The sequence below is a fragment of the Psychrobacter sp. 5A.1 genome (assembly GCF_030407455.1).
GTDB lineage: Bacteria > Pseudomonadota > Gammaproteobacteria > Pseudomonadales > Moraxellaceae > Psychrobacter.
This window is the reverse complement of record NZ_JASDDJ010000069.1, coordinates 1-16,174: the sequence shown is the minus strand read 5'-3', so window position 1 is coordinate 16,174 and position 16,174 is coordinate 1. Positions and strand designations below refer to the sequence as shown.

Annotated in this window: 12 protein-coding genes; 8 read left to right on the top strand and 4 right to left on the bottom strand. The window is 42.3% G+C overall.

Annotated features, from left to right (window positions below; all coding sequences use genetic code 11):
- Positions 1–42 precede the first annotated feature (42 nt).
- On the bottom strand, positions 43–444 hold the full coding sequence (locus QL982_RS12510; protein WP_290190355.1) for a transposase: 402 nt from the start codon (positions 442–444) through the stop codon (positions 43–45).
- 46 nt (positions 445–490) lie between these two features.
- A complete protein-coding gene (locus QL982_RS12505; protein WP_290190354.1) occupies positions 491–793 on the bottom strand; it encodes an IS630 transposase-related protein in 303 nt (100 codons plus the stop codon).
- A 77-nt stretch (positions 794–870) separates the two neighbouring features.
- On the opposite strand from QL982_RS12505, the gene QL982_RS12500 reads away from it, so the two are divergent.
- Positions 871–1,503 (top strand): DNA-3-methyladenine glycosylase 2 family protein, encoded by a 633-nt coding sequence (locus QL982_RS12500; protein ID WP_290190353.1) that lies wholly within the window; start codon positions 871–873, stop codon positions 1,501–1,503.
- A 42-nt stretch (positions 1,504–1,545) separates the two neighbouring features.
- Here the strand turns inward: QL982_RS12500 and QL982_RS12495 are convergent, their stop codons facing one another.
- Positions 1,546–3,519, bottom strand: coding sequence for a mechanosensitive ion channel domain-containing protein (locus QL982_RS12495; protein WP_290165425.1), 1,974 nt, complete (start codon positions 3,517–3,519; stop codon positions 1,546–1,548).
- Positions 3,520–4,084: 565 nt separating this feature from the next.
- Between QL982_RS12495 and QL982_RS12490 the strand changes: the two genes are divergently transcribed.
- The 7 genes from QL982_RS12490 (at position 4,085) to QL982_RS12460 (ending at position 15,526) form a co-directional block, all read left to right on the top strand.
- Positions 4,085–6,013: a TonB-dependent receptor gene (locus tag QL982_RS12490; RefSeq protein ID WP_290165423.1), complete on the top strand. Its 1,929-nt coding sequence runs from the start codon at positions 4,085–4,087 to the stop codon at positions 6,011–6,013.
- 271 nt (positions 6,014–6,284) lie between these two features.
- Positions 6,285–7,709 (top strand): adenosylhomocysteinase, encoded by a 1,425-nt coding sequence (gene ahcY, locus QL982_RS12485; protein ID WP_290165421.1) that lies wholly within the window; start codon positions 6,285–6,287, stop codon positions 7,707–7,709.
- Positions 7,710–7,722: 13 nt separating this feature from the next.
- On the top strand, positions 7,723–8,571 hold the full coding sequence (metF, locus tag QL982_RS12480; RefSeq protein ID WP_290165419.1) for a methylenetetrahydrofolate reductase [NAD(P)H]: 849 nt from the start codon (positions 7,723–7,725) through the stop codon (positions 8,569–8,571).
- A gap of 452 nt (positions 8,572–9,023) precedes the next feature.
- Positions 9,024–9,890 (top strand): 16S rRNA (uracil(1498)-N(3))-methyltransferase, encoded by an 867-nt coding sequence (locus tag QL982_RS12475; RefSeq protein ID WP_290165709.1) that lies wholly within the window; start codon positions 9,024–9,026, stop codon positions 9,888–9,890.
- 337 nt (positions 9,891–10,227) lie between these two features.
- Entirely contained in the window at positions 10,228–11,940 is a 1,713-nt protein-coding gene (locus QL982_RS12470) for a GGDEF domain-containing phosphodiesterase (protein ID WP_290165707.1), read from the top strand.
- Positions 11,941–12,704: 764 nt separating this feature from the next.
- Entirely contained in the window at positions 12,705–14,498 is a 1,794-nt protein-coding gene (locus QL982_RS12465) for an acyl-CoA dehydrogenase C-terminal domain-containing protein (RefSeq protein WP_290165705.1), read from the top strand.
- A gap of 275 nt (positions 14,499–14,773) precedes the next feature.
- On the top strand, positions 14,774–15,526 hold the full coding sequence (locus tag QL982_RS12460; protein ID WP_290190352.1) for an IS5 family transposase: 753 nt from the start codon (positions 14,774–14,776) through the stop codon (positions 15,524–15,526).
- 63 nt (positions 15,527–15,589) lie between these two features.
- On the opposite strand, the gene QL982_RS12455 is transcribed toward QL982_RS12460, so the two are convergent.
- Entirely contained in the window at positions 15,590–15,994 is a 405-nt protein-coding gene (locus tag QL982_RS12455) for a hypothetical protein (protein ID WP_290166228.1), read from the bottom strand.
- Positions 15,995–16,174 lie beyond the last annotated feature (180 nt).

Sequence of the window (16,174 nt, the reverse complement as noted above, 5' to 3'; positions counted from 1 at the left end):
TGTTGGTCATACTATTTTCCTTCTTTGGGTTAGTATAACCTCTTAGCAGCTGTCCAAGTTTATTATGCCACTACACTTTGGTATCAAGCCGTTTGTGGAAGGTTGTACTCGAGCACAGCTCTCCCCTTGCGCTCGGGCAAAGCAGTGCTTTGCTTTATCCTCGCTCATGTCCATGACAATAACACTATTCTTTGGTAGCTCAGGTACTAACAGTTGTGTCACCCAACTGTGAAAGAGATTGCTATCGATGCTACAGTCATAAAGCCCGACCGCGAATAGTTGGTTGTTACGAATGGCATTGGTCTGATTTTTTAACTGCCAATTATATTCACTAAAGCACTTTTGACCTTTGTAGCAATAGCCGTGAGGTCTATTGTCATGAGACTTAAAGCCACTCTCATCTAGGTAGATGATGGGTCTATCTTGGTCTTCAAATTGATGCAATTTCTCAAGGTATACGCGCCTTAATTCGATATCTGCTTTTGGATGATTAAGGGTCTTTTTTTTGAGAAATACCCAGTCTCTTTAAGGCCATACCAATGCCTCTTGGACTACAACTAAGCCTGATAGCACGCTCATGATGATAGCTGTCAGGATAGGTAGCCACATCTTCTATAAGTTTTTGGTTGTCAATTTTTAAGGGACGAAAAACACGTTGCTTGCGCTTAGGGTTTTTCTTCCAACGTTGTATAGTCACTGGGCTAAGTTGATATTCTGCTGCAAGTTTTCGAAAGCTATCACCTTTCTCAAGCTTGCTTAGTATCATTTGTCTGTAATCTTCTGAGTATGCCATTTGATTTGTGTACTTGTTCTATTTTGCTTTTACTATATATATTTTTCATGCACAACTTTTATTCGAGTGGTCCCATCATGAGCATACAAACGATTGAAAATATTGAAGCACTAAATGAGCATATCACTGCTTTGATTGCTATCGAGCCAAGGTTCGCACCTATCCATGAGCAAGTTGGCACGCCAAGCCTTAGACATAATACAGGTGGATTTGAGCAGCTGATGAGAGCAATGGTTGGTCAGCAGTTATCTGTCGCTGCCGCCACCAGTATTTGGCAACGGTTGGTTGATGCAGGATTGACGGCACCGAATGCAATCATTGAGGCAACGGATGAAATTTTGCGAGCGCAAAGACTGTCTAAACAAAAAACTCGTTATATTCGCTCATTGGTCGAGCACGATATAGACTTTGCAGCGTTAGAAACCCTGCCTGATGAAGATGTCATAAATATCCTAACAGCCGTCACTGGTATTGGTCGCTGGACAGCTGAGATGTACTTGTTGTTTTCTTTAAAACGCGCAGACGTATTCGCTGTCGATGATTTAGCCATCAAAGTGGCTGCAATGGGGTTACTAGGTTTGGCAGAGCGCCCAACACCGAAACAATTAAAGAACCTGACCCAAGACTGGTCACCGCACCGTAGTGCTGCCAGCCTGTTGCTATGGTCGTATTATGGTGCATTACGTAATAAAACTGCCGTACCTTTATAGCAGCTCATACAGAATAATTGCCCGTATAGATCTGCATCAGTCTTAAGGCTGATTCCATATAGAAAAACTGAATTTTCTTTTGGTATGCTTAAACTTGCTTTTTCTTAGCATACGACTTTTGTGCTTCAATGCTTTCAGCGCGCCCTGCCTGCTCATTGTTGGCATAGATGACTTGTGGATATCAACGCCCTTTTTAGGGTTGTCATCCTCTTTAGGGATATTGTTACCGTCACTGTTATTATCATCATGACGGTCTAGACTGACATTCGCGTCGTCATTACTCGTAGCACTGCTGTCATTTGATTCCTCTTTTTCTATTAATTCAGCGGTATTGTTGTCTATATGATCTTCTAGCTCGGTTTGATTGACGATAAGCTGCTGAGTCGGCAATGCATGTTCCACTTTATATTTCGCGACTTTCTTTAATACATCGACAAATAACGTATTTTGTTTGTCATAGAATTCAATGATTCCAGTAGCATTGACATAAGCCTGCAATTGAATGACATAGCAGTCTTGACGCAGCTCTAAGATATTGACCTGATTCCACTCTTGGTTGGTTAAATCATGCTTTTTTATAAATTCATCCAAATCGTTTACCATTTTGAAAATCACATCAAGATCAGCGGTACGCTTAAGATATAAATGATGGAAAAAACGAAACATATCACGAGAAGTAAAGTTTTCAATCTGCATCGATGAAAAGTCACCGTTCGGTACCGTCACGATCGTACGCGTCAATGTCCGCACACGCGATGAGCGAATACCGATATCAATCACCGTGCCTTCATAAGTACCAAATTTACAGTAGTCACCGATACGTACTGGCGAATCCGCTACCACCACCACGCTACCAACTAAGTTTTCAATGGTCTTTTGCGCACCAAGGGCCAATGCCAAACCACCCACACCCAGTGCAGCAATACCAGTGGTCAAATCAAAGCCCAAATTGCCAAAAATGACAATCACAGCAATGATTAATAGTAGCGCTTTGACCACCTTGCGAAGCAGTCCCAAGATTGAAACCCGTTCAGTATAGTTTTTTCTATAGCTTAGATTGACCGCGTGAGTAAATATCGTATCGATAACGCGTAATAACAACCAAGTAGTTGCCACCCACGAGGCAATATCAGTAAAGCGATTGACCGGTTCGCGCAGCGTGACCGACACACCAGCATAGACCATGACCTCTGATAGTATCAGCGCCATCGTGACCACAGAGAGTGGCAAGATGACTTTATTCGGTAATGGTAATGGCGTACCACGCACATACGGATAGGCGATTTTCAATAAATGATACAACAGCCATACCGCGACATAAGTGAGTACAAAGCTGGTCACAATCATAGCCAGTGCGGCGACCAAATCAGCCAACTGATAGCCAAAAAGCTTTTTGCCCTCCAAAGAAGCAACCGTATAGCGAGAGACCAATGTCGGCTCAGTATTTTCTATCACTTCCGGTATTGAACTGAGCGTGTCTCTAGAGAACTGCCAATACTGCTCGTTTTGTTTGGAGACCACTCTTTCTAGCAATAACGGTACGCTTCTGTCCCCAATATTAATCACACCGACATTTTCTTGGCTTGGCGGTAGTTGATCGGTGAGATTGCCTTCAGGCGCATTACTAACCTGAAAGTCTTGCTGAAAACGCCCGCCTGCATCCAATGCTTGCTTGAACTGCCGTACGATTGTGGTCGGATTGTCTGACTTAGATAAATTCAGGTAATTACTTGCCAGCAAATAATCATTTTCGCCCAGCGCGCTGATAAATCCCTGTACCGCATGGCGCGGTGTATCTCGGCCAAATGAATCTGGCAAAGGCGTACTTACCGTCTCTTCACTGCTGTCAACACCTACCCCAAGAGCACCAGCTTCGACAGCATAAGTTTTATTTGGTAAGACAACACTCAGTATTATGATGAATAAAAACACGGTGGCCGCGAACGGTATTTTAGTTATCGCGTAGCGTCGTGGATAGCGTGAAGGACTGGGAGTCAGATGATGCTTGATAGACAAAACAAACCTCTTAGTTTAGAAATGGCATGATGGATAACACGTGAGATTCATACTAGGGCGTGTCCCCATTTTCCAAATGATGATAAAAACGAGATAAATGGCCGTCAAACAAGGAAAGTAGTGCAAATAATATCGAGATATTAGCAAGCTACTTGACACAGTTTGGCAATTTTTTAGCCATTTTTAGCCCATTTATCGTTTACGGTTCAGATTGAGGACACGCCCTATAGTAACAATTATTTATAACAGCAGTGCTTTTGATTACGCGTTTTTGTCGTTAACTGTATTGATTTTTCGTTTCTTGCTTTATCGATACCTCTAATGGCATTGGCTAAATTAGAGCATGTTAAACATTCGATCATGGCATTGACAGAGACTAACATGAATAATATTCAATCTACCCTGAATAAAGATTAGGTCAAAGTGGTTTATAAAGCAGGCTATTTTATAGATAATGAGCACAGTTTTGCTTATATACTTTTTTTTGTAACTTTTGACACCTTTCACGTCATAACAGTTATCTTTTATTTCTGCACTTTTTAATATGATTACTTTGGAATCAATTATGTCTTTATCACGTTCATCTTCACGTACTTATCTTCGTTTGAGTATTTTGAGCGCGCTCGGTTTACTTGCAGCCAATACTGCAATGGCAGCAACCTCTGAAATTACCGCCACCAACGATAGCAATCTACCGCAAGTTGAACTTGATGAAATCGTCGTAACGGCAACCCGTACGCCGACTAAAATCAGCAATACCATTGCCCAAACTCGTGTAGTTGATCAAGAAGACTTAAAACGTTTTAAAGGTCAAACGGTAATGGAAGTACTTAGACGTCAGCCAGGATTTAGTATTAAACAAGATGGTGGTATGGGTCAAAGCAGTAATTTCTATCTTCGCGGCTATGATAGTAAGCGTGTATTAGTGCTAATAGACGGTGTTCGTTATGGCTCAATGTCAACAGGTCAGCCCACTTTAGCCTTATTACCGACCGATCAAATTGATCGTATTGAAATTTTATACGGTGCTTCAGGCTCTAGCATTTATGGTTCAGATGCTATGGGCGGTGTCATTCAAATATTTACTAAAGGCAGTGACGTCGATCAAACTAATTTTTCTGTGACCGCAGGTGTTGGCTCACATGACCACTATGTTTATGGTGCAACAGCGCAGTTTGCAAATGAAGCAGGTGCCAAGCTTAGTTTATCTGCTAGTCATAACCAAACTGATGGTATCAGCGCTATCAAATATCAGACAGGCAATAACAAAGACGAAGACGGTTATGAAAGTAATAACTTTGCGATAAATGCTAGTATTCCCTTAACTGACAACATCAGTGTCGGTGCTACTGGTCTATTTGCTAAATCGACTACTGACTTCGATGGCTACACGAATAAGCCTAACGCAGAAATTGATCAAGAAAATGGCGCTATATCAGCGTTTTCAGAATATGATAAAGATAACTTGACGCTACGTTTAACAGCAGGTGGGAGTCTAGATAAGCTAGACAATAAACTTGGTGATGAATTTGAAACGAAACAAAAACAAGCAAACTTATTAAGTATTTATCGCTTACCTACAGGACAGCTACAGGCTGGTGCAGAATGGCTAAAGCAAGAAGTAGATGTTAATGACAATACTCCTAGTAATGGCAACGATAGCTATAAGATAAATGATCGCACCATCAAGAGTGGCTTCCTTGGCTATCAGCTCAACAAAGAGGCTTATGACTTTCAAGCAAACGTACGTTTTGACGATAATTCACAGTTCGATAGTGAAACAACCTATAGCTTAGGTTACGCTGTGAAGCTAGCGCCTAGCTTACGCCTTGGTACTAGCTTCGCCACTGGTTATAGAGCACCTTCTCTTAATGACTTATATATTGAAAGCGCTTTTTATACACCAAATGAAAACTTAGAAGTTGAAGAAAGTAAAAATCTAGAAGTATTTATCGAATCTAATAGTGATTTACAGACTACTCGTCTGACAGGATTTTATAGCCGCGTCAACAATCTTATTAACAATGAATTTGATCCATCAACTTTCAAGTATCAAGCAACCAATATTGATCAAGCAGAACTGTCTGGTTACAGTTTAACGTCAGACTGGCAGATCAGTAACGTGCTGCTTGGTAGTCAATATACTTATACCAATGCAGAAGAGCTTTCTGGCGTAAATAAAGGTAAACAATTAGTCTATCGACCAGAACATACAGGGCTAGTCTATATCGGTTACCAAGCCTCAAAATTCGATGTTCGTGCTGAAGCAGAATATGTTGGAAAAACCTATAACTCTGCTAACAATAGCACTTTTATAGATGACTATACGCTATTCAATGTTAGTGGAAACTATTATGTCAATTCAAACCTAACACTCACCAGCCGTGTTGAAAACCTAACCAATGAGGACTACACCACCAACGAAGGTTTGGGTACTCGCTACAACCAAGACGGCACTAACTTCTTCACCTCTTTGACCTATAACTGGTACTAAAGTTATTCGTTCTGTTATTACAAGAGACCATCTATTGATGGTCTTTTTTTATGGGTGACATTTTACCTGTCATCTATTACAATGACACCCTCCGAGAGGTGTTGCGCCATGACCAATAATATTGCATTGAAAGCTAAAATTATGCAAATTATAGGTTGTGTTAGGCTCGGTTAACTGTCGAGTGTCCTATTTTTGGTCGCTCACAGCGCAAACAACGGCACCTGCGTTTTTATTCTTTTTATCATAAATCAACCACTGATAGGAGCATATTATGGACGCAGTGTCTAACACCCCATCTGCCCATACGATCGATCCCTCTTTCACTGACTACAAAGTCGCTGACATTAGCCTTGCTGATTACGGCCGCCGTGAAATCGGCCTAGCCGAAGCTGAAATGCCTGCCCTAATGGGTTTGCGTCGTCGCTACGAAGCCGATCAACCGCTTAAAGGCGCAAAAATCGCTGGCTGTATCCACATGACCATCCAAACTGCCGTTCTTATCGAGACACTCGTCGCGTTAGGTGCTGAAGTACGTTGGACATCATGCAACATCTTCTCAACTCAAGACCATGCTGCTGCTGCGATTGCTGCTGCTGGCATCTCTGTTTATGCGTGGAAAGGCGAAACAGAAGAAGAGTACGAGTGGTGCTTACGTCAGCAAATTCACGTTGGCGGCGAAGCGTCAGGCCAACTTTGGGATGCTAACTTAATCTTAGATGATGGCGGTGATTTAACGGCTTTGATTCATAATGATTATGCTGAATTGCTTGATAGCATCCACGGTATCTCAGAAGAGACGACTACCGGCGTCCATCGTCTGGTTGAGATGCTTGCCAAAGGCACACTTAAAGTGCCAGCCATCAACGTCAACGACGCCGTCACTAAGTCTAAAAACGACAATAAATACGGCTGCCGTCATAGCTTAAATGATGCTATTAAACGTGCAACTGACATGTTCCTTGCTGGTCGCCGTGCTCTAGTCATCGGTTATGGCGATGTGGGCAAAGGCTCTACGCAAAGCTTACGTCAAGAAGGCATGATCGTACGTGTCTCAGAAGTCGATCCTATCTGTGCCATGCAGGCATGTATGGACGGTTTTGAAGTACTCTCACCATACATCGATGGTGACAATACTGGCGGCGCAGCCAGCATCAACAAGCGCTTGCTTGAAGACACTGATATGATCGTCACCACGACTGGTAACTATCACGTTTGTGACCGTCATATGCTAGCCGCCCTAAAACCTGGTGCTGTGGTATGTAACATCGGTCACTTTGATACCGAAATCGACACTCAGTTTATGCGTGACAACTGGCGCTGGGTTGAAATCAAGCCACAAGTGCATCAAATCTTCCGCTCAGACGATGAGAATGATTATTTGATCTTGCTTGCTGAAGGTCGCTTAGTGAACCTAGGTAACGCGACTGGTCACCCATCACGCGTCATGGACGGCTCATTTGCCAACCAAGTATTGGCTCAAATGTATCTGTTTGAAGAAAAATTCGCCGACTTGCCAGCTGACAAGCGTACTGACAATTTATATGTAAAAGTATTGCCTAAGAAGTTAGACGAAGAAGTAGCCGCTGCGATGGTTGCAGGCTTTAACGGCACGCTGACTAAATTGACCGAAAAGCAAGCTGAGTATTTGGGTGTGCCTGTCGAAGGTCCATTCAAGCCTGACGCTTACAAATACTAAAAGGAGTCAGACTGTGAGTAAGCCTGCTTTTTCCTTTGAGTTTTTCCCAGTAAAAACCGAACAAGGCCATGAAAAGCTACTCAATACTTACGATGAGCTGAATAAGCTATCACCGAGCTACTTTTCGGTGACCTATGGTGCTGGTGGTTCAACCCGTAGTCGCACCCTAGATATCGTACAAGCATTGAATGCGCGAGGCGACACTGAGATTGCGCCACATATTTCTTGTATCGGTGATGACAAAAATGAAATCGCTGAATTGCTCGAGTTTTATAAAACGCTAGGCATCAAACGATTAGTAGCGCTACGTGGCGACTTGCCATCAGGTCAGGTGGGCATGGGTGAACTGCCATTTGCTGTGGATTTGGTAAAATTCATTCGTGAACACTCAGGCGATCACTTCCATATCGAAGTGGCAGCCTACCCTGAGATGCATCCACAAGCGCGTAGCTTTGATTTTGATGTTGATAACTTGGTGAATAAATACCAAGCTGGCGCAAATGCTTCGATTACGCAGTTCTTTTATAACGCTGACAGCTATCTATACTTGCGCGACAGAGTAGAGAAACGCGGTATTGATACCGTGACTCAGCCATTGATTGCGGGCATCATGCCAATTACCAACTCTAGCAGTTTGATGCGCTTTGCTGATAGCTGTGGTGCTGATATCCCTCGTTATGTGCGTAAGCAATTGGGAGACTTTGGTGACGATCGCAAAGCCATCCGTGAATTTGGCTTTGAAGTGGTTTATCGCCTATGCGAGCGCTTAATGAATGAAGGTGTACCCGCGATGCATTTTTATAGCATGAATAAAGTTGAGCCAAACAAGCGCTTGATTGAAGCATTGGGACTAACGGTTTAATCCTCTAACCCATCTTGATTGAATTTTAATGACTGGCGTTCTTAGGAGCGCCAGTTTTTTATTGTCCAACTTCCAGAGCGTGGCTTCATTGCAAAAATGGTGATAAAAATGAGATAAATGGCCATAAAACAAGAAAAATAGCGCAGATAATATCGAGATATTAACCCACTATTTGGCGATGTTTGGCAAGAGTTAGCCATTTTTAGCCCATGTAGATGAATATATCGAGTGAATGGAAGACACGCCCTAATAAATAACCATTTATAACTGTCTTTATACACCTTATCTTATTTAGTTTTTAAAAATTTATTTACTGTGTAATACTGCTATTTTCATAAATATTGCTTTTATTAAGAATAATTTTCACAAAACAAATGTCTTTAATTGTCGCAAGTGATATTCTATTGATCTAATAATAAGTACGCTCAATCAAATAATAGGAATAAGACCACGTGCGACGTTTTTTTTATAGTAGTGACAGTGATCATGATAACGCCTTACTTTCAGCTCAACTGGCCGCGTTACCGTTAGGTAGTGATATTGAGTTGCCAGACAGTATTGTTCATCACTGGTGCCGTGTACTACGTGCAAATATTGGCGATCAAGGTATTTTGTTTGATGGGTTTGGCGGTGAATATCAGGTAGCGCTACAAACCATTAGTAAGAAAAAGGCGACTGCTACCTTACTTGCTCATATAGATGACGATCGTACTGCACCATTTATCAGTAAAATCGGGCTAGTGATGAGTCGCGGTGAACGTATGGATTATGCCATTCAAAAATCAACCGAGCTTGGGGTCACGGCCATTCAATTACTAAGCAGTCATCATGGCGAAGTCAATCTAAAACCTGCACAAGTCGAAAAAAAGCTCGCGCATTGGCAACAAGTGGCTATCGCAGCTTGCGAACAATGTGGTCTCAATCGCCCGCCTTTGATTCTTGCTCCATTAACCATCAGTGAATGGCTGAGCAATACCAACACTGACGCGACCCGTACAGAGATGGCCGTCAGCCCTATCGTTTCTGTGCTTAGTCAAGACCCTTATTACCAAGTGTTAGACAGCCTTGCAGATCTATGCATGCAAATGAGCGTACCAGCAGCAGGACAGCCTGCCATGCCGAGTGCCTTATCAAGTATCCTCAAACAACAAATGCCTTACCTCAAATTATTGGTTGGCCCTGAGGGTGGGTTAAGTGATGATGAACGTCAGCAAGCAGAGCATGCCAGCTTTGTGCCTTGGCAAATTGGTAGCAGAGTATTGCGTACCGAGACTGCACCAGTGGTAGCATTGGCCACGTTGCATGCGTTGAGCCTCTAGCGGACGCTAAAAATCATTAGCACGACCGTCCTAGGCCGTGGCTTCATTGCAAAAATGGTGATAAGAATGAGATAAATTGCCGTCAAACAAGAAAAATAGCACAGATAATATCGAGATATTGACCCGCTATTTGACGATGTTTGGCAAGATTTAGCCCATTCCGATGACTATCGAGTGACTTGAAGACACACCCTAGCCTCTACCTTTTATATTTATTGTCGAAAAGATAACTTCTGTTCTTCATTGTGCATGATAAAACACAATGTCAGCTCAATTTCAGTAAATTGATAATACAGTTCTTGTTTTTATAAGCCATTGTCTTTTGTGAGCCACTATTATGAGTAATTTTGACATTATCCCAGTATCGATCAAACAGCAGTTGATGTGCACACTATGTGAAGAATTTGAAGACGCCATATTTATATTAGATAGCAATTTACGTTACCTAGCAGTCAACGCCAGCTATGAGCTGATGATTGGCTACAAAGAGACCTTCTTAATCGGTCGGCCACTCGGTATATATGCAGCTGAATTCTTGTCAGAAGAAGAGCAGCTCATTTTAAAAGACATCAGTAAAAACTTGAACGAGCATGGTTTTTACGAGCTTGATTTTTCGATGGTCAACCGTTATGGGCAACCTATTGATTGTCATGTCACTTATCGCAAGATTTATGTCGAGCAAGTTGCTTATCATGTCGGCATGGTACGTGACATGTCGTCAATCATTAAAGACCAAAAGCAGGTCGCACATTTACTTAATTATGATCAGCTCACTGGCCTCCCTAATCGAAAGGTCTTTTTGAGCCAAACCAGTGATATGCTACTAGATAGCTATCAAGAAGTGGTTCTTGTACGCTTAAATATTGATCGCTATCGCAACCTTGCCAGTCTATTAGGGCCTGATGGTGTCAATGACTTAATCAAGAATTTTGTAAAAGAAGTAGAAAAGCTCAAGCTGGATGATTTGCGCTCTTTTTCTCACTTTGGTGGTGATGATTTCGCGCTATTGTTTGAAGTCAAAGATGCCAACCTGGTACGCCTTCAGCTCGACGCGCTCATGCAAATGTGTGAACGGCCTTTCTTTACCAACAACACCCATGCCACAGATGCAAATATTTATTATCATGTTTCTGTGGGTGTGAGTTGCTTCCCAACAGATGATAATGAAGTAACTGGTTTGTTGACCAAAGCAGAAAAAGCCCTGCAGTATGTTAAGCAACAAGGTGGCGATGATATTCGCTGGTATGACGAAGCCATCGAAAATGCCACTGCTGGTAGTTTGGAGTTAGAGTCCGAACTGAGAACCGCCACAATTGAAGGTGAATTCGTCCCTTATTATCAACCAAAATTTGACCTAGTTACTGGTGCTATTACTGGTTTTGAAGCACTGGTACGTTGGCAACACCCTACTCGCGGATTGCTAAAACCCATCCATTTTATCAATGCTATTATCGCCCATAAGCTGTCTTTTGATTTATTTGCGCAAATGGCCATCCAAATTGTCAAACAACTGTCTGCTTGGCAACAACAAGGGTTCCATCAGCACATCTGCATCAATGCCGACGCGGCTGAATTTAGCCATCCTGACTTTTTTGATATGGTGAGTACACTGCTTGCCCAGCACAAAATTTCTGCCCAGCAGTTGCATATCGAAGTGACCGAATCGTCTTTGATTCAGCGCCATGATAATGTAAAAAAACAGCTCAACTCACTGAGAGAACTTGGCGTGCGACTGGCGCTTGATGATTTCGGTACGGGTTATGCGTCCCTGAGCTATCTACAAGAATATCCGTTTGACTTTATCAAAATTGATAAAAGCTTTATCTCTAATATCGACACCGATCGTACCCAGCACGCGATTGTCAAGGCTATTTTAGACTTGGCCATTGCGTTAGAGATGCAAGTCGTTGCTGAAGGTATCGAAACGGAACAGCAGCGTGATGCGTTATTGGTCATGGGTTGCAAAAATGGTCAAGGCTATTGGTTTAGCAAACCAGTGGCTGCTAACGTCGCCACTGAGATGTTGATCAAACAAAACGCTTCGAAGTAAACCGCCAAGCTACTAGGCCGTGTCCTCAATTCAAACGAGTGTCCTCTAAATGGGCTAAAAACAGCTAAATTTTGCCAAACATCGTCAAATAGTTGGTCAATATCTCGATATTATCTGCACTATTTTCCTCGTTTGACGGCAATTTATCTCATTTTTATCACCATTTTTAAAATGAGGACACGCCCTAACTATAAGTTATTAACCATAAACTACCATGTTAAGACTCTTAGAATACGAGCACGTTGAACGCTTATCACATTTATACCTATGACATTTCTTACATGCTCGGTTCTACCAAATAGCGTTGCAATTTATATGAATGCGTTCGTCATTATGGCGAACGCTATTTTTTTGCCTGTCGTTTGTTCACGTTAATACTGGTTATATAAAGGACTACCCACCTTAGTAACACTAAAGTTTTCATATGGTTATTCGCATTTTTCCTTAGCGTCTAACGTTGATTGCATAACGGATGCAAGATAGGTTCATGACTTATCAGTCCTGTCACCAAACTTGTATAATCACCTCTGAAAGCCTATCTTTTATAGTGAATTTGTTAGAGCCCATTCAATCTCTCATTGACTCTGACAATCACCACTCTTTTTAACACTATTTTATGTAATCGATGCCCCGTTCAATCTGACTGTCTATGATCTATTAAGATTGACAGCTTGGTTAGACAAAGCAACGCACTAGAAGATAGTGCGACCATATGCTCATTATATTAGCTATGATCGGTTACATTCCAAAAAGGACAGGAAGTTATGCAATACAAAGCGCCCTTACGTGATATCCAATTCGTTATGCATGAACTACTCGATAGTGAAAGCCATTACAAAACATTGCCTGCGTTCCAAGAAGCTGATCGTGAGCTAATGGACAGCCTGTTCGAAATGGCGGCTAGCTTTGCTGAAAATGAACTGTCACCATTGAACCAAAGCGGTGATGCTGAAGGCTGTAAATTCGATAATGGTACTGTCACTACGCCAAAAGGCTTTAAAGAAGCTTATACAGCGTTTTGTGAGCTTGGCTTCCCTGCTTTGTCTGCTGAAGAAGCGTTCGGTGGTCAAAACATGCCTTTTTCATTGTCTACGGTCATCAATGAAATGGTTGGTACGGCGAACTGGTCATTCTCTATGTACCCTGGCCTATCACATGGTGCTATTCAAACCATCGAGCACCATGGTACTGATGCACAGAAACAAACCTATCTAGAAAAAATGATCAGCGGTGAATGGTCAGGCACCATGTGTCTTACTGAAGCGCATGCGGGTTCTGACTTGGGTATTATTCGCACCAAAGCTGAGCCGAAAGAAGATGGCAGCTATAGCATCACTGGTCAAAAAATCTTTATCTCTGCAGGTGAGCACGACCTAACCAGCAATATTGTCCATATCGTATTGGCTCGTCTACCAGGCGCGCCTGCTGGCACAAAGGGCATCTCATTGTTTATCGTCCCTAAAATGACGGTCAACGAAGATGGTAGCGTTGGCGACGGCAACAATGTCGTTTGTGGCTCTATCGAGCACAAAATGGGCATCAAAGCCTCTGCAACTTGTGTGATGAATTTTGATGGCGCAACGGGTTACTTGATTGGACCTGAAAACCGTGGCCTACAGTGCATGTTCACCTTTATGAATGTGGCACGTATCGGTACTGCTGTTCAAGGTGTGACCGCAGCAGAGTATGCGTTCCAAGGTTCATTGACTTACGCAAAAGACCGCTTAGCAATGCGCTCACTGTCAGGCACGAAAGCACCAGAAAAAGTGGCTGACCCTATCATTGTGCATCCAGCCGTTCGCAACATGCTATTGACTGAAAAAGCCTTTGCTGAAGGTGGTCGTGCATTGGTTTATTATCTCTCACATTTTGCTGATACCGTCGCAAAAGGCGAAGGCGAAGCATTGAAGTTTGCTGATCAAATGTTGTCACTATTGACACCAATTGCTAAAGCGTTCTTGACTGAAACAGGTCTAGAAGCTGCTAACCACGGTGTACAGGTTTATGGTGGTCATGGTTTCGTTAGCGAATGGGGTATGGAGCAGAACGTACGTGATACGCGTATCGCTTGCTTATACGAAGGCACGACAGAGATTCAAGCGCTTGACTTGCTAGGTCGTAAAGTCTTGGGTTCGCAAGGTAAACTGCTTGCCAACTTTGTCAAAGTCATCCAAGACTTCTGTGAAGAAAATAAAGAAAATGATGACATGGGTCAGTTCATCCGTCCACTTGTCAAACATTTGAAAGAATGGGGCGATTTGACTGCACGTATCGGTATGCAAGCAACTGAAACTCCAGATGCTGTCGGCGGTGCTGCGGTAGACTATATGTACTTCAGTGGTTATGTGACCCTAGCCTACTTATGGGCTCGTATGGCCTTGGTTGCCCAAACTGCAATCGCAGAGGGTACTGGCGAAGCCGCATTCTATGATGCTAAAGTTAAAACGGCTCAGTTCTACTTTGCTAAACTATTGCCACGTACCACGACGCACGTACAGCGTATCAGCACTGGTGTAGAGCCATACATGAGCATGGATGTTGACCAGTTTGCCTTTTAATTAAAGCGCTAAACTTTGCAATCGTATAGTCTTAAGCGGCAACATACTTCGGTGTGTTGCCGCTTTATTTTTGCGGATGCCAAGGTCTGTTGAACATTCAAATATTAGGGTTGCTGATGGCTAAAATTGCACCAAACTAGGCGCAAACCGACGACAATATCGAGACCTTAGCATCTTTACTATTAGGGCGTGTTGAACATTGGTAATAAAATGATGGCAAAAAAATAGCAAACGGTTAATCTTTAAGTTCTCACACAAAAAAGACATCGTCTGCTATGCCTCGTACAATGCTCAAAGATCAACACTGGACAAGACTAAGACCTATATTACTAGAACTTAATATCTATGACAAAGGGAATCTTAGACAAACAGTCGAAGGCGTATTATATCGTATGCGTGTTGGCTGTCCTTGGCGTGATCTACCACCTTTCTTTGGTAAGCCTAATACCGTCTACAAGGCTTATCAGCGCTGGTTTCGTAGCAATAAACTGATTGCGCTGTTCGCTTTATTAATTAAAGACTCAGACTGTGAATGGGTGTTTATCGATGGCACACACATTAAAGCACATCAGCACAGTAATGGTAGCAATGAGGTGGAACAAGCCATTAGTAAAAGTGTGGCAGGACGCGCCACCAAGATTCATTTAGCAGTTGATGCTCACGGCAACCCTATTACTTTTATCTTATCAGATGGTACGACTCACGATGTAAAGGTGGCTCCAGACTTAGTTGATAAGATTAATTTAAGTGGTACAGACATACTATGTGCCGATAAGGGCTATGATTCTGATCCGCTGCGAGCGCATATTGAACAAGCGGGTTGCTTCAATAATATTCCTCGAAAACAGAATACTAAGTCCACCAATAACCATATGGACTGGCACTTGTACAAGGCTCGACACTTAGTAAAAAATGCTTTTGCTAAGTTAAAAAACTACAGGGCGGTTGCAACTAGATTTGATAAGCTCAAGCAAAGTTATGAGAATACAGTGGCTCTCGCTTGTGCTTATCTTTGGTTGAAACTTTGAATGTTCAACACGGCCTAATATTATGACAATCATATAACTAAGCCAAAAGGTATAACTTGCTGATTAACAATAATTTTTTCTTGGTTTATCAATACAAGTATCGCCGTGATATAGCATGTAGAACTCAACATGAGAATTATAGTATTCAGCATATAAGTGGGCTAATGTATTGAATTGCGCCTCTTCGTAGGATTGCCTAGTATCCGATGTACCCTCAATTGGAATAATATTTTTTTCATCGACGCATTCACGCCTTATACCTGGTGTTGCCATAGAATATCCATAAACGCCGTATACTCTTAAGTCGCCTCTAGCCAATGCTTCACGAGCATCCGCTGTAGGATCAGCATGATACAAATAATCTAACGTGAAAGGGTGTTCTACTTCGTAGCTACAAGCGGTTATAAAGTAAAGCAGTACCAGTATTTTCGATAATTTAATCAGCAAAACCTCCTCCATGTCTTGCACTTGGATGTCTTAAAATAGAGTTGTCATCAAGCTCTCTCATAATTGTATTTTCATAGGTTATAGCTTTATGTTTATAATCTGTTTTGCCTGTATCTACATAATTTTTTGGTGGTGTATCAAAAAGTATGCTGAGGAATTAAAGGAGGGGTGACAGCCGAAGCAAGATGATATATTTGAGGT